Source organism: Bradyrhizobium sp. SMVTL-02, from assembly GCF_051853005.1.
In the GTDB taxonomy this organism is placed as follows: domain Bacteria; phylum Pseudomonadota; class Alphaproteobacteria; order Rhizobiales; family Xanthobacteraceae; genus Bradyrhizobium.
Map to the genome: position 1 here is coordinate 7,726,271 of NZ_CP182469.1, position 16,852 is coordinate 7,743,122.

The 16,852-nt window shown below is 65.5% G+C and carries 17 protein-coding genes and 1 tRNA gene; 12 read left to right on the forward strand and 6 right to left on the reverse strand.

Annotated elements, in window-relative coordinates:
• Positions 1 to 297: 297 nt before the first annotated feature.
• Positions 298 to 459 carry a hypothetical protein gene (locus tag ACNJYB_RS37045; RefSeq protein WP_439371557.1) on the forward strand — a complete coding sequence of 54 codons (162 nt, stop codon included), beginning with the start codon at positions 298 to 300 and terminating at the stop codon, positions 457 to 459.
• Positions 460 to 595: 136 nt separating this feature from the next.
• Here the strand turns inward: ACNJYB_RS37045 and ACNJYB_RS37050 are convergent.
• Both ACNJYB_RS37050 and ACNJYB_RS37055 read right to left on the reverse strand, forming a co-directional pair.
• Positions 596 to 672: transfer RNA gene (locus ACNJYB_RS37050), tRNA-Arg, on the reverse strand.
• 258 nt (positions 673 to 930) lie between these two features.
• The gene (locus ACNJYB_RS37055; protein ID WP_439371558.1) at positions 931 to 2,430 is read right to left on the reverse strand and encodes a sensor histidine kinase; all 1,500 of its coding nucleotides are present in this window, start codon (positions 2,428 to 2,430) and stop codon (positions 931 to 933) included.
• 364 nt (positions 2,431 to 2,794) lie between these two features.
• On the opposite strand from ACNJYB_RS37055, the gene rpmH reads away from it, so the two are divergent.
• From rpmH to dapE, 11 genes are all read left to right on the forward strand, one after another.
• A complete protein-coding gene (gene rpmH / locus ACNJYB_RS37060) occupies positions 2,795 to 2,929 on the forward strand; it encodes a 50S ribosomal protein L34 (protein WP_008542748.1) in 135 nt (44 codons plus the stop codon).
• A 26-nt stretch (positions 2,930 to 2,955) separates the two neighbouring features.
• Entirely contained in the window at positions 2,956 to 3,363 is a 408-nt protein-coding gene (rnpA, locus tag ACNJYB_RS37065; RefSeq protein ID WP_439371559.1) for a ribonuclease P protein component, read from the forward strand.
• 16 nt (positions 3,364 to 3,379) lie between these two features.
• Positions 3,380 to 5,230 (forward strand): membrane protein insertase YidC, encoded by a 1,851-nt coding sequence (yidC, locus tag ACNJYB_RS37070; RefSeq protein WP_439371560.1) that lies wholly within the window; start codon positions 3,380 to 3,382, stop codon positions 5,228 to 5,230.
• 141 nt (positions 5,231 to 5,371) lie between these two features.
• Entirely contained in the window at positions 5,372 to 6,025 is a 654-nt protein-coding gene (yihA, locus tag ACNJYB_RS37075) for a ribosome biogenesis GTP-binding protein YihA/YsxC (protein ID WP_211413002.1), read from the forward strand.
• Entirely contained in the window at positions 6,025 to 6,390 is a 366-nt protein-coding gene (locus ACNJYB_RS37080; RefSeq protein ID WP_439371561.1) for a DUF423 domain-containing protein, read from the forward strand. Before yihA ends, ACNJYB_RS37080 begins: the two co-directional genes overlap by 1 nt.
• Positions 6,391 to 6,506: 116 nt before the next feature.
• Positions 6,507 to 7,394 carry an acetylglutamate kinase gene (argB, locus tag ACNJYB_RS37085; RefSeq protein ID WP_439371562.1) on the forward strand — a complete coding sequence of 296 codons (888 nt, stop codon included), beginning with the start codon at positions 6,507 to 6,509 and terminating at the stop codon, positions 7,392 to 7,394.
• Positions 7,395 to 7,474: 80 nt separating this feature from the next.
• Positions 7,475 to 8,461 (forward strand): DUF1036 domain-containing protein, encoded by a 987-nt coding sequence (locus tag ACNJYB_RS37090; protein ID WP_439375740.1) that lies wholly within the window; start codon positions 7,475 to 7,477, stop codon positions 8,459 to 8,461.
• A 14-nt stretch (positions 8,462 to 8,475) separates the two neighbouring features.
• On the forward strand, positions 8,476 to 9,168 hold the full coding sequence (locus ACNJYB_RS37095; protein ID WP_439371563.1) for a pyrimidine 5'-nucleotidase: 693 nt from the start codon (positions 8,476 to 8,478) through the stop codon (positions 9,166 to 9,168).
• 101 nt (positions 9,169 to 9,269) lie between these two features.
• The gene (dapD, locus tag ACNJYB_RS37100) at positions 9,270 to 10,115 is read left to right on the forward strand and encodes a 2,3,4,5-tetrahydropyridine-2,6-dicarboxylate N-succinyltransferase (RefSeq protein ID WP_439371564.1); all 846 of its coding nucleotides are present in this window, start codon (positions 9,270 to 9,272) and stop codon (positions 10,113 to 10,115) included.
• 253 nt (positions 10,116 to 10,368) lie between these two features.
• Positions 10,369 to 11,037 (forward strand): DUF805 domain-containing protein, encoded by a 669-nt coding sequence (locus ACNJYB_RS37105; protein ID WP_439371565.1) that lies wholly within the window; start codon positions 10,369 to 10,371, stop codon positions 11,035 to 11,037.
• Positions 11,016 to 12,182: a succinyl-diaminopimelate desuccinylase gene (gene dapE, locus ACNJYB_RS37110; RefSeq protein WP_439371566.1), complete on the forward strand. Its 1,167-nt coding sequence runs from the start codon at positions 11,016 to 11,018 to the stop codon at positions 12,180 to 12,182. Before ACNJYB_RS37105 ends, dapE begins: the two co-directional genes overlap by 22 nt.
• Before the next feature lie 32 nt (positions 12,183 to 12,214).
• On the opposite strand, the gene ACNJYB_RS37115 is transcribed toward dapE, so the two are convergent.
• The 4 genes from ACNJYB_RS37115 to thrC all read right to left on the reverse strand — a co-directional run bounded on the left by ACNJYB_RS37115 (position 12,215) and on the right by thrC (position 16,317).
• Complete coding sequence (locus tag ACNJYB_RS37115; RefSeq protein WP_439371567.1) at positions 12,215 to 12,868, reverse strand: hypothetical protein; 654 nt, start codon at positions 12,866 to 12,868, stop codon at positions 12,215 to 12,217.
• Between the two features lie 117 nt (positions 12,869 to 12,985).
• The gene (locus tag ACNJYB_RS37120; protein WP_100177964.1) at positions 12,986 to 13,573 is read right to left on the reverse strand and encodes a GNAT family N-acetyltransferase; all 588 of its coding nucleotides are present in this window, start codon (positions 13,571 to 13,573) and stop codon (positions 12,986 to 12,988) included.
• Positions 13,574 to 13,612: 39 nt separating this feature from the next.
• Positions 13,613 to 14,902, reverse strand: a complete 1,290-nt coding sequence (locus ACNJYB_RS37125; RefSeq protein WP_439371568.1) for a M16 family metallopeptidase — start codon at positions 14,900 to 14,902, stop codon at positions 13,613 to 13,615.
• Positions 14,899 to 16,317 (reverse strand): threonine synthase, encoded by a 1,419-nt coding sequence (gene thrC / locus ACNJYB_RS37130; protein ID WP_439371569.1) that lies wholly within the window; start codon positions 16,315 to 16,317, stop codon positions 14,899 to 14,901. Before thrC ends, ACNJYB_RS37125 begins: the two co-directional genes overlap by 4 nt.
• Between the last annotated feature and the right edge of the window lie 535 nt (positions 16,318 to 16,852).

Here is a 16,852-nt window from a genome sequence, read left to right on the forward strand (position 1 = left end):
CGGCTCGGGGCGAAGTCACGCCGCGCCCTTACGATCGCGTGGGTTCGCTAAGTCGTTCCAGGCCAATGCGATCCGCAGCCACTTTTCGCGCTCCAGGGGGCACGTCGCTGCCAGAGCTTTTCTCATTGCAGCGAGAGCTTCTGCTTGATGGTCGGGGGGTCGAAGCATGAGGACTATCGTTCGTCGGAATTATTAAAACCAACGTAACGAGACAGCCCGGGAAACTACCGGTCAGGACGTGGGGCCATTGTCGACCGATCGGAGATCATTTGGCTGCCGGATCACATCTCGGCCTTCATGAAGGTTGCTACGCTCGAGATGCAGCAAGCCTTAATCCTCGGGCTGCACACCGGGCAACGCGAGGGTGACCTTCTGCGGATGCCATGGTCTGCTTATGACGGCGCCACCATCAGCCTCCGCCAGGGCAAGAGCCGCCGTGGCAGCAAGCTCGGCCCCTAATCCAAATCCCTGCACCACCGCTCTGCGCCGCATGCTCGACGGCACGGAGCGCATCTCGCCGCTGATCCTCACGACCAAGACGGGCTCACCGCGAAAGCCGACGAAAGGAAAAGGCGTTGCATAGCAATATGTTAAATGGCGCGCCCGGAACGATTCGAACGTCCGACCCTCAGATTCGTAGTCTGATGCTCTATCCAGCTGAGCTACGGGCGCGTTTTTCGCTGATAGTGCGGGCTTGAGCCCGCACGCAGCCTCCGGACAGCGCCGGAGGGGTGCGAAAGAGCGCTCTGACTAACCGCTCTTGCCCCGATTGGCAAGGTCCGGGATAGGGAGATTTTCGCGTATTTCCACCTTCCTGGGCGTCATTCCGGGATGGCGCGCAACATAGCTCGCGACTTCGTCGCGCCCCGGAATGACGGATAGATGGTGCGCACGGCCGCGGAAATGCCGCTCAGTCGGCCGCTGGCCGACTTACGCCCTTTGCCGCTCGTTGCGGATGGAGAGAAGTTCCACGGGACGGTCGGGAATGACGATCCGGAAGGTGGCACCGATGGTGCCTTCGACGAGGTGGATGTCGCCGCCATGGGCGCGGACGAGTTCGGCCGCGATCGCAAGGCCGAGGCCGCTGCCGCCGGGGCGGCCGGAGGTCTGGAAGGCCTCGAACAGGTGCTCCCGGGTCTTCGGGGGCACGCCGGGGCCCGTGTCGGAGACCTCCAGGATGGCGACGGCGCCCTCGCGCTTTCCGGTGATCCGGATCTGCTGCGGTCCGCCATCGCCGGAGGCGTGGCTTTCCAGCGCCTGGGCGGCGTTGCGGACGAGGTTGAGGAGCACGCGGAACAGTTGGTCGGGATCGGCATCGACCGCGAGGCCGCGCTCGATGGCGGCGACCCAGGCGATCGAGGCATCGTTGGCAAGGCCCGCGGTCTCGCGCACCTCCAGCACCACCGGCTCGATCAGGATCATGCGGCGGTCGGGCGCGGCCTCCTGGGCGCGGCCATAGGACAGCGTCGACTGGCAGAAGGCGATGGCGCGCTCGAGCGAGCGCACGAGCTTTGGCGCAAAGCGCTGCACCCGCGGGTCGGGCACGCTGGCGAGCTGGTCCGACAAAAGCTGGGCCGACGCCAGCAGGTTACGCAGATCGTGGTTGATCTTGGATACCGCGAGGCCGAGGGCGGCGAGCCGGCTCTTCTGATTCAGCATCGACATCAGGTCGCGCTGCATGTCCGACAATTCGCGCTCGGCGACGCCGATCTCGTCGCTGCGCTGGCTCGGCACGATAATTCCCGCCGAGCTTTCCGGGTTCTCGTGGAAGCCGACCAGGCTCGCGGTCAGCCGCCGCATCGGCCGCACGAAGAGATAATGAAGCGCGAGATAGACGAGGCCCGCGGTAAGCACCCCGATGATCAGCGCGACCACGACGACGTTGCGGGAGAAGCGGTACATCGACTGCCGCAGCGGCAATTCGTCGGTCACGATCTCGACGAACTGGGCGTTGCCGACGCCTGGGCCAACGATGCGGATCGGCTGGTTGCCGGTCTCCAGCATCATCTGGAAGGAGCCGGTGATCGCCTCCCACACCGTCATGTCGCGCAGGTCGACGTCATGCCCGATCGTCGCAGGCAGATTGTCGCTGGCGAGCAGCCGGCGCTGCTGCCCCATCTTGATGGCGACGGCGCGGGCATTGATGCTCTTCAGGATCTCGCGCGAGAGCGAATCGGGGACCATGCCGAGCGGCGCGGCATCGAGCACCAGCGCTGCCGTGTTGGCGGCCGCGACGCGGTCGTTGAGCCGGTTGACCCAGAAGTTGGCGATGGCGGGCACGTAGAGCAGGATCGCGGCGATCATCACGAGGGGGACGGTCAGCAGCAGCAGCTTGCCCGACAGCCCAAGCCCGGCAGGCCCGCGCGGCCGCGCCGCGCGCGGGTCCTGCTGATCCGTATCCTGGATCGGCTGGAGGTCAGTCTCTGCCACGAAATTCGCCCTCGCTGACTTGCCCGGTGAACGATCTGGCGGATGAAGGATGCGGCCCGCCCCCGGCCCGGTCAAATTACGGATCGCTAATATGCCGAGGTGGGATGTAGGTGCTGATCTGGCCAGTCGCTACCTCACGGGTTAAAAACCCCGCACAAACAGCGATATTCACCGGAATCGTGCGCTTGTGCGGCGTTGACGAAAACAAGGCGCTCCCTTATAAGCCGCGCGAATTGTCCGCGATGACCCGGTGTGACGCCGGGAGCGGCTCTCTTGGGGCCGAAAAGGGCCCGTTTTGGGCCGCATCTTCCGGACTTTACCATCAATTCTACAGGCAAATTGCCCGGTCAGCGGAGAAAAACCCGTGAAGCGGACTTATCAACCCAGCAAACTGGTGCGCAAGCGCCGTCACGGCTTCCGTGCCCGCCTCGCCACTGCCGGCGGCCGCAAGGTTCTCGCCGCCCGCCGCGCCCGCGGCCGCAAGCGTCTGAGCGCCTGAGCCGGACCCCCTTTTGGGATTTCATCATGGATCGGCTGAGGCAGCGGGCGGATTTCCTCGCCGTTGCCAATGGCGCGCGGGTGAATAGTCCCGCGTTCGTCCTGCAAAGCCGTCGCCGCGACGATCCTGGCCCGATCCGGATCGGTTTCACCGTCACCAAAAAGAACGGCAACGCCCCCGAGCGCAATCGCATCCGGCGCCGGCTTCGCGAATTGGTGAAGCGGCTCGATCCGGTGTCGATGCAGCCCCATCATGACTATGTACTGGTCGGCCGGAGGGACGCGCTCTCGCGCGACTTCGCCACCATGCTCGACGATCTGCGCATAGCGTTCACGAAGCCCGCGCGGCATACGGCCAAGGGGTCTCACAAGGGACCTGCGAAGCGGCGCGGCGAAAAGCCGGGCGCTGCTTCTGCCAGCCGCAAACCGGATTGATGACGAGACATTAGAGATGACCGACAATCGCAATACCATCCTCGCCGTCATTCTGTCGGGCCTCGTCCTGATCGCCTGGCAATATTTCTACAACGTGCCGCAGATGGAGAAGCAGCGCGCTCAGCAGCAGGCGCAGGCCGAGTTGCAGAAGACGACGCCGCAGCCGACCGCGACCGCGACGCCGGGCAGCGCACCGCAAGCCGGCAGCGCCGCGCAGCCGTCGACGCCGGGCGCGAGCCAGCAGGCCCAGCCGGTCGTTTCCCGCGATGCCGCGATCGCGGCCAGCCCGCGCGTCAAGATCGACACGCCGCGGATCGCCGGCAGCATCTCGCTGAAGGGCGGCCGCATCGACGACATCGCGCTGGTGCAATTCCGCGAAACGGTCGATCCGAAGTCGCCGCCGATCATCCTCTATTCGCCTTCCGGCACGGCGGAGCCCTATTACGCCGAGTTCGGCTGGGTGGCCGCGACGGGCGTGACGGCGAAGATGCCGGATGCCCAGACCGTCTGGCAGCAGGAGGGCAGCGGCAGCCTGACGCCGACGAGCCCGGTGGTGCTGAAATGGGACAATGGCGACGGCCTCACCTTCCGCCGCACCATCTCGGTCGACGACCACTATCTCTTCACCATCAAGGACGAGGTGAGCAATGTCGGCAACGCGCCGGTCACGCTCTATCCGTTCGCGCTGATCTCGCGCCACGGCGCGCCGCAGGTCTCGGGCTACTACATCCTGCATGAAGGCCTGATCGGCTATCTCGGCGACCAGGGCCTGCAGGAATACGCCTACAAGAAGATCGACGAAGCCAAGAAGGTGGACTTCAAGGTCACCAATGGCTGGCTCGGCATCACTGACAAGTACTGGGCCTCGGCGCTGCTGCCCGACACCAATGCGCAGCTGCAGGCGCGCTTCTCGTCGAACCCGACCGGCAATCTCCACACCTACCAGACCGACTATCTGCTCGACCCCGTCACCGTCGCGATCGGCGGCACCGCGACCGCGAACGCGCGGCTGTTCGCGGGCGCCAAGGAAGCCGGCGTTGTCGGCGTGTTCCCGTTCGCCGGCCTCGGCGGCTACAACAAGGCGCTCGGCCTCAACCATTTCGATCTGTTGATCGACTGGGGCTGGTTCTACTTCATCACCAAGCCGATGTTCCTCGGCCTCGACTTCTTCTACCGCTTCTTCGGCAATTTCGGCATCTCGATCCTGCTCGTGACCGTGATCGTGAAGCTGCTGTTCTTCCCGCTGGCGAACAAGTCCTACGCCTCGATGGCGAAGATGAAGTCGATCCAGCCGCAGCTGCAGGCGCTAAAGGAGCGCTATCCCGACGACAAGGTGAAGCAGCAGCAGGAGATGATGGAGATCTACCGCAAGGAGAAGATCAACCCGGTCGCCGGCTGTCTTCCCGTGGTGATCCAGATCCCGGTGTTCTTCTCGCTCTACAAGGTGCTGTTCGTCACCATCGAGATGCGGCACGCACCGTTCTACGGCTGGATCAAGGATCTCTCCGCGCCGGATCCGACCAACCTCTTCAACCTGTTCGGGCTGATCCCGTTCGATCCGACCACGATTCCGGTGTTCGGCCATTACCTCGCGCTCGGCATCTGGCCGATCATCATGGGCATCACGATGTGGTTCCAGATGAAGCTGAACCCGACGCCGCCGGATCCGACGCAGCAGATCATCTTCAACTGGATGCCGCTGATCTTCACGTTCATGCTGGCGGGCTTCCCGGCGGGCCTCGTGATCTACTGGGCCTGGAACAATCTGCTCTCGGTGATCCAGCAGAGCTTCATCATGCGCCGCAACGGCGTGAAGGTGGAGCTATTCGACAATCTCAAGGCGACGTTCGCGAAGAAGGCGACGTAATCGTCATTGCGAGGAGCGAAGCGACGAAGCAATCCAGACCGTTTCCGCGGAGAAAGTCTGGAGTGCTTCGCTTCCGCCTTCGCTCTTCGAGCTACGGCGGACAAGTCGCTCGCAATGACGCGGGGAAACAGCGAGCTTCGCATGACCGACGACAAAGATGCGAAGCTGATCGAGGCCGGGCGCAAGCTGTTCGCACGCGACTGGCAGTTCATCTGGGCCTCGCCGTCGATCCAGACACTGCCGCCGATGGAGGGGCTCGAGATCGCCTTTGCCGGCCGTTCCAATGTCGGCAAGTCCAGCCTGATCAACGCGCTCACGGGACGCAACGCGCTGGCGCGCACCTCGCATACGCCGGGCCGCACCCAGGAGCTGATCTTCTTCGAGGTCCCCGGCAAGAAGGACCTGCGCCTCGTCGACATGCCGGGCTATGGCTATGCCAAGGCACCGAAGAGCCAGGTCGCGTCCTGGACCGAGCTGATCCACACATTCCTGCTGGGCCGCGCCAGCCTCGCGCGCGTCTACGTGCTGATCGACGCGCGGCATGGGCTGAAGGACGTCGATCTCGAGATCCTGAAGACGCTCGACCGCTCCGCCGTCAGCTACCAGATCGTGCTCACCAAGGCCGACCAGGTGAAGGCCTCCGAGCTGCAATCGCGCATCGCCGAGACCGAGGCGGCATTGGCAAAACATCCGGCCGCGTTCCCGAACGTGCTCGCCACCTCCTCGCGTAGCTCGACCGGCATGGCCGAGCTGCGGGCCGCGATGGCGAAGCTGCTGGAAGAGCGGAGCAAGTAATGGTGGCGCACCGCCTCCTGATCGGGCTTACCGGCTTGATGGGCGCCGCCGGCGTCGCACTCGCCGCGGCCTCCGCCCATGGCGCGGACGCGAGTCGCCTCGCCTCCGCCAGCGCCATGCTGCTGTTTCATGCAACTGCCATGCTTGCGGTGATTGGTTTGCTCACGCGCGGCGTTCTGCACGGCGGAATTGGCCTCATCGCGGCGTCCGGCTTTGTGATCGGCGCCGCGCTGTTCGCCGGCGATCTCACCTTGCGGCAATATGCGGGGCACTCGCTGTTTCCCATGGCGGCGCCGACCGGCGGGACGGTGATGATTGCGAGCTGGCTGGCGGTGACGCTCGCGGCCGTGGTGGCGAGGAAGTAGGTGCCTTCTTCCTTCTCCCCTTGCGGCCCACAAGGGGAGAGGGGAAGAACATCGCTTTGCGCCCCGCCCGCCAATCGGATAGAACGCGCCGACCGATCCGCCAGCGAGACCGTGACATGACCGACATCTCCCCGCTCGACCAGGCCCGCATCCTGTCCGAAGCGCTGCCGCACATGCAGCAGTATGACGAGGAAACCATCGTCATCAAATATGGCGGCCATGCCATGGGCGACGAGGAGACCGCGAAGAACTTTGCCCGCGACATCGTGCTGCTGGAGCAGACCGCGATCAACCCCGTGGTGGTGCATGGCGGCGGACCGCAGATCGCGACCATGCTCAAGCGTCTCGGCATCGTCTCGGAGTTCGCCGCTGGCCTGCGCATCACCGACGCCGCCACCATCGAGATCGTCGAGATGGTGCTCGCCGGCTCGGTCAACAAGCAGATCGTCGGCTACATCAACGAGGCCGGCGGCAAGGCCGTCGGCTTGTCCGGCAAGGACGGCAACATGGTGAAGGCGACGAAGACGACGCGCAGCATCGTCGATCCGGGTTCGCATATCGAGAAGGCGGTCGATCTCGGCTTCGTCGGCGACCCCGAGAAGGTCGATCTCACGCTGCTCAACCAGCTGATCGGCTACGAGCTGATCCCGGTGCTGGCACCGCTCGCGACCTCCAAGGACGGCCAGACGCTGAACATCAACGCCGACACCTTTGCCGGTGCGGTTGCGGGCGCGCTGAAAGCAAAACGCCTGTTGCTGCTCACCGACGTGCCCGGCGTGCTCGACAAGTCGAAGAAGCTGATCCCGCAGCTCTCGGTCAAGGACGCGCGCAAACTGATCGCCGACGGCACCATCTCCGGCGGCATGATCCCGAAGGTCGAGACCTGCATCTACGCGCTCGAACAGGGCGTCGAGGGCGTCGTCATCATCGACGGCAAGATGCAGCACGCGGTGCTGCTCGAGCTGTTCACCAACCAGGGCACGGGGACGCTGATCCACAAGTGAGGGGCGAGAAGACGAGAGACGCCGTCATGGCCGGGCGGAGAGAGCCGAGGCATTGCCGTTCCGCCCTCAGCCGTTTCCTGATGACGCTGCCTGCGGCCGCCGTCTCGTTCTTCTTCTCCTCCGCGCCGGCGTTCGCCGACCTCAAGATCTGCAACCGCATGTCCTATGTCGTGGAGGCCGCGATCGGCATCGACGACAAGGCGGCGACCGCGACGCGCGGCTGGTTCAGGATCGATCCCGCCACCTGCCGCGTGGTGGTGCAGGGCACGCTGACCGCCGACCGCATTTTGCTCAATGCTCGCGCGCTCGGCATCTACGGCGCCTCCCCGATCCCGCAGAACGGCAACGACATGCTGTGCGTGGCGCAGGACAATTTCGTCATCGCCGCCGCGCGACAGTGCCGCAGCGGGCAGACGCAGGTTCCCTTCACCCAGGTGACGCCGACGCGAGGCGACGACGGCAATCTCGTCAGCTATCTCGCCGAGGATTCCGAATATGACGACGAGCAGGCGCGGCTCGCCGGCATCCAGCGGCTGCTGGTGATCATCGGTTACGACGTCGGCGCCATCGACGGCGTCGACGGGCCGAAGACGCAGGCAGCCCTCGCCGCATTCCTGAAGAGCCGCGGGCTGTCCTCCGACACGGTGTCGTCGCAAAATTTCTTCAAGATCATGGTCGATGCGACCCAGACGCCGTCGGCAAGCGGGCTGACCTGGTGCAACGACACGCCGCACAAGGTGATGGCGGCGATCGCCACCGACGACGGCAAGTCCGTGACCAGCCGCGGCTGGTACCGCATCGATCCCGGCAAGTGCCTGCATCCCGACGTGAGCGGCCAGCCGAAGCAGATCTTCAGCTTCGCCGAAGCGGTCGATGCCGACAACCGCACGATCAAGCAGAAGGACAGGCCGCTGAACTGGGGCGGCGACAAGCAGCTCTGCACGCGCGAGACCAAGTTCGAGACGGTTGAGCAGACCGATTGCGCCGCGCGCGGATTTGCGGCGGCGGGCTTCGGCGCGGTGGACATGTCGAGCGGCGGCAAGACGCTGCGGTTTGCGGTGCCGTGATTGATAGAGTTTTGATGACCTCCCCCCGCCCCTTCTCCCACGTCGACACCTGGGTGTTCGACCTCGACAACACGCTCTATCCGCATCACGTCAATCTGTGGCAGCAGGTCGATGCGCGGATCGGAGAATTCGTGTGCAACTGGCTGAACGTCACGCCGGCGGAAGCGCGCAACATCCAGAAGGACTATTACCGCCGCTTCGGCACCACCATGCGCGGCATGATGACCCTGCATGGCGTCCACGCCGACGACTACCTCGCTTACGTCCACAAGATCGATCACTCGCCGCTGGAGCCGAACCCGCAGCTCGGCGAGGCCATCGCAAGGCTGCCGGGCCGCAAGCTGATCCTGACCAACGGCTCGGTCGACCATGTCGATGCGGTGCTGGCGCGGCTCGGCTTCGCCGGCCATTTCGATGGCGTGTTCGACATCATCGCCGCCGAATTCGAGCCGAAGCCGGCGGAGCAGACCTACCGGAAATTCCTCGTGGACCATGCGGTCGATCCGACACGCGCCGCCATGTTCGAGGACCTCGCCCGCAACCTCACCGTTCCCCACGAGCTCGGCATGACCACCGTGCTGGTGGTGCCTGATGGCACGAAAGAGGTGGTGCGCGAGGATTGGGAGTTGGAGGGCCGGGATGCGGCCCATGTCGACCATGTCACGGACGATCTGGCGGGTTTCCTGGCGAAATTGTCGCCACGATAACAGCCGTCGGAAGGACGACGCCGTAGCCTTGACACCGCCCCTCCAAATCCCGAAAAAGCGCCCAATCCCATCAAAATTCCCGATCTGAAGAGGAAATCCCGATGTCCCTGTCCGCCCTGGAGTCCACCATCAACAGCGCCTTCGACGCCCGTGAGGGCATCTCGACCACGACCAAGGGCGAGGTGCGCGAGGCCGTGGACCAGGCGCTGGAGACCCTGGACAAGGGCGAGGCGCGCGTTGCCGAGCGCGGTGCGGACGGCACGTGGAAGGTCAATCAGTGGCTGAAGAAGGCCGTGCTGCTGTCGTTCCGCCTCAACGACATGGACGTCATTCCTGGCGGTCCCGGCAAGGCGAGCTGGTGGGACAAGGTGCCCTCGAAGTTCGAGGGCTGGGGCCCGAACCGCTTTCGCGATGCCGGTTTTCGCGCGGTGCCGGGCGCGGTGGTGCGCCGCTCGGCCTTCATCGCCAAGAACGTCGTGCTGATGCCCTCCTTCGTCAATCTCGGCGCCTATGTCGATGAGAGCACCATGGTCGACACCTGGGCCACCGTCGGCTCCTGCGCGCAAATCGGCAAGCGCGTGCACATCTCCGGCGGCGCCGGCATCGGCGGCGTGCTCGAGCCGCTGCAGGCCGAGCCCGTCATCATCGAGGACGACTGCTTCATCGGCGCGCGCTCGGAAGTCGCCGAAGGCGTGATCGTGCGCAGGGGTGCGGTGCTGGCGATGGGCGTGTTCCTGGGCGCATCGACCAAGATCGTCGACCGCGAGACCGGCGAGGTCTTCATGGGCGAGGTGCCGGAATATTCGGTGGTGGTGCCCGGAGCGCTGCCCGGCAAGCCGATGAAGAACGGCCAGATCGGCCCCAGCACCGCCTGCGCCGTGATCGTCAAGCGCGTCGACGAGCGCACGCGCTCGAAGACCAGCATCAACGAGCTGCTGCGGGATTAAGACTCTCTCCTAACCCCTCTCCCCGTTCTTACGGGGCCGCGACGAGCTTTGCTCTGAGAGGGTTGGGGTGAGGGGCCCCCCTCCGCGGAGGCGATTGCCGCGAGACCTGTACCCCCTCACCCGGATTGCTTCGCAATCCGACCTCTCCCCGCAAGCGGGGAGAGGTGAAAGAGGCTCTCGCGGCGCCTATCGAACCCTCCCTCGGTCGATCGCGACCAATTTCCGGCGGCTCCCGCCGCCCGGAGCCCCTGGCATGGACTGGATCTGGTATCTCTTCCGCTTCGACGGCCGTATCAACCGCGCACTGCTGTGGCAGGCGTTGCTGATCGTCGCGCTGCTGGCGGGCTTGCTGGAGATCGCCGGTCAGCTCATCGGAATCCTCGCTGGGCGATCCACCCTGAAGCTCGGCATCGAGCTCGATTTCGACTTCGGTCTCGACGACCTCTTCAAGCTGGTCGATCCCCGCGCCTCCCACTCGCTGTCGTCCACCGATCTTGCGACCGCGATCCTCAAGACATCCGGCATGGCGCTGTTCTTCTGGATCTATCTCGCGACGGCGATCAAGCGGCTGCACGATCGCGACAGGAGGGGCTGGTGGATCGTTCCGTTCTTCTTCCTGCCCGGCCTGTTCAGCCAGTTCGCGGACCTGCTGCCCAAGTTCAGCTGGATGCCTTCGATCAGCCTGCCCTTCTCCATCCTGTGGCTGTGGGGCTTCGTCGACATGTTCTGCCGGCCCGGCAGTTCGGGGCACAACCGGTTCGGCCCGGATCCGCTTCTCGAGATCGAGGACAGTTCGAGATCGACCGCCCCCGCTGCGACAAGCTGGGACCAGAGCCGCGAGATCGAAATTGTCCCGCCCAGTGCTAGCCCACCCGGCGGCATGCATGTTAAGCGGGGCGCATGGCCGATGCTCTCTCGATAGCCCGCGATCTCATCCGCTGCCCCTCGGTAACCCCTGAAGACGCCGGCGCGCTGGGGGTGCTTGAAAAAGCCCTCGGCGCCGCCGGCTTCACCTGCCACCGCGTGACCTTCAGCGAGGAAGGCACCGCCGACGTCGACAATCTCTATGCGCGCATCGGCACCGAGGGACCGCACATCACCTTTGCCGGCCACACCGATGTGGTACCGCCGGGCGACGAGAGCGCCTGGAGCGTCGGCGCATTCTCCGGCGAGGTGAAGGACGGCGTGCTGCACGGGCGCGGCGCGGTCGACATGAAGGGCGGCATCGCCTGCTCCGTCGCGGCGGTGCTGGAGCATCTCGCGGCGAATGGCGGCAAGCCGCGGGCAGACGGCGCGGGCTCGATCTCGTTCCTGATCACCGGCGACGAGGAAGACGTCTCCATCAACGGCACCATCAAGCTCTTGAAGTGGGCCGCGGAGCGCGGCGAGAAATTCGATCATTGCGTGCTGGGCGAGCCCTCCAATGTCGAGACGCTCGGCGACACCATCAAGGTCGGCCGCCGCGGCTCGCAATCCGGCACGCTCGTCGTCGAAGGTGTGCAGGGCCACGTCGCCTATCCGCACCGCGCCTCCAATCCGGTGCCGGATATCTCGCGCCTGATCGTGGCGATCTCCGACGAGCCGCTCGACCATGGCAGCGCGCAGTTCCAGGCCTCCAATCTCGAATTCACGTCAGTGGACGTCGGCAACAAGGCCTCCAACGTCATCCCCGGCGAGGCCCGCGCAAAGTTCAACATCCGGTACAACGACAACCACACCCAGGCATCCCTGCGCGAGCTGATCGAGGCGCGCTTCGCCAAGGCCTGCGGCAACCGCATCAAGGCCCGCATCGTCTGGGAGCCGTCGAACTCGAATGTATTCGTGACCAAGCCCGGCCCTTTCACCGATCTCGCGGTGTCCGCCATCGAGGAGGTGACGGGACGCAAGCCCGAGCTGTCGACCTCGGGCGGCACGTCGGACGCGCGCTTCATCTCGAGCTATTGCCCGGTGATCGAATTCGGCCTGGTCGGCCAGACCATGCACCAGGTCGACGAGCGGGTGCCGGTCACGGATCTGGAAAAGCTGACGAAGGTGTATCGCGGGATCCTGGCGCGCTATTTCGCGTAGGCCGCACGCGCCTTACAGAGCCGAATTCGCCCCTACTTCTTCTTGCGGCCCTTCGGCTCGGGCGTGAGCGCCTGCGGGTCGAAGCCGACGTAGAAGATGTAGGTATCGGCGACCGCAGCTGACGGCACCGGATAGACCAGATCTTCGACGACCATGGTGAAGGGCACGCTGCCGCCCTCCGACATCTCGACCGTGGTCCGGTAGGCCTTGGAGGCGATCACCTTCTCGCCAACGCCGCCCTGCACTACTGCGACGCGCAGGGGAACCTCGACCGATGACGGAGCACCCGCAGGACCGGCGATGACGCGGCCCTGGATACCGATCCGGGCCGTGATGTCGCCGCCGCTGCGGATGCACTCGCGCGCCATCTTGGTGATCGTGGCCTGGAAGCGCACGTCATTGCCGGCGGCCGGCTTGCCGCCGGCGCCGACCGCATAGGTGGAGGCTCCGGCGCGCACCGTGACCTGCGGGCAATCGACGTCGTCGTCGGCCGCGGGCTGGCCGGGCGCGGGCGCCGGCTTGGGCTGGGCCGGCTCGTCGGACTTGCCCCCGAACAGGCTCTTGAAGCGGTCGCTCAACGACTGGGCCGCCACCGGCGAGACGGAGGCGAGCGCAACCGACAACGCCAGCGCGACCGCCGTCCCCTGCCGCAACGTAGTCCGCGAAGACCGAAGCTCCTTCACCATCGACGCCCATACTCCATAAACAATGTTCGGCCGACCGGCCGGCCTTGCGGGTTATATCGCCAAAATCGGCGAACCCAAGGCGGCAAAAGGGGATTTGCGCCGCACGAATCGGGCGGCTCAGCCGCGGAAATCCTCGTGCAGCAGGCCGAACAGCAGGTGGTCCTGCCAGACCCCGTTGATGCAGAGATAGCGGCGAGCGAGGCCCTCGCGGGAGAAGCCGCACTTCTCCAGCACCCGGATCGACGGCGCGTTGGTGGGGATGCAGGCGGCCTCGACCCGATGCAGATTGAGCTCACCGAACAACGTCGGCAGCAGCACGCGCAACGCGGCCGTCATGTAGCCGCGATGGGCATGGGGCTGGCCGATCCAATAGCCAATGGTGCCGGCCTGCACGATGCCGCGCCGGACATTGGCGAGCGTGATGCCGCCAACCATGGCGCCGTCGAGCTCACGGAAGATCAGGAACGGATAGGAGCGGTCCGCCGCGATGTCCTCGGAATAGCGGCGCAGGCGGCGGCGAAAGCCGGAGCGGGTCAGATCGTCCGACGGCCAGATCGGCTCCCAGGGCGTGAGATAGTCGCGGCTGGTCTCGCGCAAATGCGCCCACTGCAGGAAGTCGGACATCTGCGGCGCGCGCAGCAACAGACCGTTGCCGCGCGGAGCGAGCGCGGCGGGTCCACTGGACGGCAGGCGAAAGAGGGCCATGGTGATGCTTCCCGGGGCGGGGGCTTCCTCGCGCGGCTCCTAATGCAGCCGCGCCTTGGCGCGCGCCCGAGTCAATCCTTCCGCAAAAGATACCGCCGTGTCCAGACCCCTGCCGCTGCCCAATGCGACAACTGCAGGGCGGCTGCGCGAAAGCAGCGCGCGCGCCGCGTCCCGTGTCGATTCGACGCTGACGTCGTCGATCCGGGCCACGAGTTCCTGCACCGTCTGCGGCCGGCCATAGGCGAGCACGTGCCGGGCGAGCTGCTCGGCGCGGGACGAGCAGCTCTCCAGTGCCATCAGGAGCCCTGCCTTCATCTGAGCCTTGGCGCGCGCGATCTCGGCCTCGGTCAGGGTCTCCACCGAATCGTTCATGATGTCGACCACGACCTCCATCATCTCCGGCGCGTCGGCCGGATCGGTACCGGTGTAGAGGCCGAAGAAGCCGGTGTCGGTATAGGGCGCGTGGAACGAGTAGATCGAATAGCAGAGGCCACGCTTCTCGCGCACCTCCTGGAACAGCCGCGACGACATTCCGCCGCCGAGGACGTTGGTGAAAACTTGAAGCGAAAAAAGCGACAAGTCGCTCTGCGGCACGCCTTCCAGCGCCAGCGTCAGGTGCGCCTGCTCGAGCTCGCGATGCACCACCTTGGCGCCGCCCTTGCCGAACTGGGCGGGTTGCGGCTTCGGGCCCGGCGTCGCCTCGAAACTCGCAAAGCGCTCCTCGACCTCGGCGACCACCTTGGCGTGATCGACCGCGCCGGCGGCCGCCACCACCATGTCGGGACCGCGATAATGCGTCGAGAGATAGCCGCGCAGCATGTCGCGGTTGAAGCTGCGCAGCGTCTTCGCCGTGCCGAGCAGCGAACGCCCCATCGGCTGGTCGGGATAGCAAAGCTCGTTGAGATGCTCGAACACGACGTCGTCGGGCGTGTCCTGCGCCGCGCCGATCTCCTGCACGATGACGTTCTTCTCGCGCTCCAGCTCGTCCGGCTCGAAGGCGGGATTGGCCAGGATGTCGGCGAGCACGTCGAGCGCGAGCGGCACGTCGGCCTTCAGCACCCGCGCATAATAGGACGTGGTCTCGGTCGAGGTGCCGGCATTGAGGTCGCCGCCGACCGCCTCGATCTCCTCGACGATCTCGCGCGAGGAGCGCCTGGTCGTGCCCTTGAACGCCATGTGCTCCAAGAGATGCGAGATGCCGTGCTCGTTGGGCTTCTCGTCGCGTCCGCCGACGCCGGCCCAGACGCCGAGCGCGGCTGTCTCCAGATGAGGCATCTTGTCGGTGACGACGGTGAGGCCGGACGCAAGCTTGGAAATCTCGACGCTCATCCGGCAACTCCCTGCTTTGCGGCGCGGCTGACCGACAGCACGAACCGCTCGACCTCGGCCTGATCGTTCTTCATCACCTTCATGTGTTCGGATTTGGTCATGAGACCGTCGAGCCAGGCCGGCAGTTGCGGCCGCTGGCCGCAGGCCGCTTCGACCGCATCGGGGAATTTGGCCGGATGGGCGGTGGAGAGCACGATGCTCGGCACCCGGGTGTCGGTGGTGTCGCGGTCGGCAACGGCGAGCGCCACCGCGGTATGGGGGTCGACCAGCTCGCCCGCCTCGCGCCAGGCGGCGCGGATCGCAGCGGCAGTCTCGGTCTCGTCGGCCCGCCCGGCGTCGAACTCCTCGCGGATCGCGGCCAGCGTCGCGTCAGGCAGCACGAAGCGCCCGGACTGCTTCAGCGCATCCATCAGGCGGCGCACGCCGGCCGCATCGCGCCGGCCGGCCTCGAACAGCAGCCGCTCGAAATTCGAGGAGATCTGGATGTCCATCGACGGCGACGCCGTGGCGTGCACCTCGCGCACCTCGTAGATGCCGGTCTTCAGCGTGCGCGCCAGGATGTCGTTGACGTTGGCGGCGATGCGCAGGGTGCGCACCGGCAGGCCCATGCGCTTGGCGACATAGCCGGCGAAGATGTCGCCGAAATTGCCGGTCGGCACCACGAAGTCCACCGCACGCGCCGGCGCACCGACGGCGACGGCGGAGGTGAAGTAGTAGACCACCTGGGCGACGATGCGTGCCCAGTTGATGGAGTTGACCCCGGAGAGCGAGGTCGCATCGCGAAAGCGATGGTTGTTGAACATGCTCTTCACGAGCGCCTGGCAGTCGTCGAAGGTACCTTCGATGGCGAGCGCATGGACGTTGGCCGCGCCCGTCGTCGTCATCATCCGCTGCTGCACCTCGGAGATGCGGCCGTACGGAAACAGCACGATGAGGTCGACGTTCTCGAGGCCGGCGAAGGCTTCGACCGCGGCGCCGCCGGTATCGCCGGAGGTGGCAACCACGATGGTGGTGCGCTGGCCGCGCTTTTCGAGCACATGGTCCATCAGCCGCGAGATGAGCTGCATCGCCACGTCCTTGAAGGCCAGCGTCGGACCGTGGAACAGCTCCAGCACGAACTGGTGCGGCGACATCTGGCGCAGCGGCACCACGGCGGGATGGCGGAAGGTGGCATAGGCCTCGTTCGCCATGCGGCCGAGCTCGGCATCGGAGATCTCGCCGGCGGCGAAGGGACGGATCACGTCGACCGCGACCTCCCAATAGGGGCGGCCGAAGAAGCCGGCGATGGTCTCGGCCGGGAGCTGGGGCCACGTCGCCGGGACATAGAGGCCGCCGTCACGCGCAAGCCCGGTCAGCATCACGTCGCAGAAGCCGAGTTCAGGGGCCTCGCCCCGGGTCGAGATATAACGAGTCAAACTGCCCTCCAAAGGCCGGCCGAGCCTGAGCCAGATCCGTAAGCCTTTGATTTTAAGAAATTACTTGCCAACAGCCAGAGGCTTCGCGCCACCATAAAGTGTTTTGCGGCATCGGCAAACCGCTTCCCGCCCGGGCCATTCAAACGAAAAGGGCTGCGGCCGTGCCGCAGCCCTCTCTTGGAAGGTCTGTCGTTGATATGTGCAGACCGGTTTGGCTCGTCCGGGACGCCTGCCCGCTAAAACTGTTGGTGCAAGCTTTCGTCGCCTGTCACGAACTCGTCAAGCGCAAAACGGCGCATCCCGGCAAATGTTCCTATTTCTCCCGGTGCGCGCCAATACCGCTACTCCCGCCGCGACCAGATCAGAAGGTATTTTGCCGGTCTTTCCTGAAGCTCCGATCCAGGCAGGAACCAACATCGCTTCGGCCCATTGTGTCGGCGGACGGCGTCAGCCGCCGGCCATGCATTGCCCGGCCGGTGGAGGCGCCGATCCGTCGGCCGAACCGCTGCATCCTGGAGCAGCCGGTTCGGTCGCC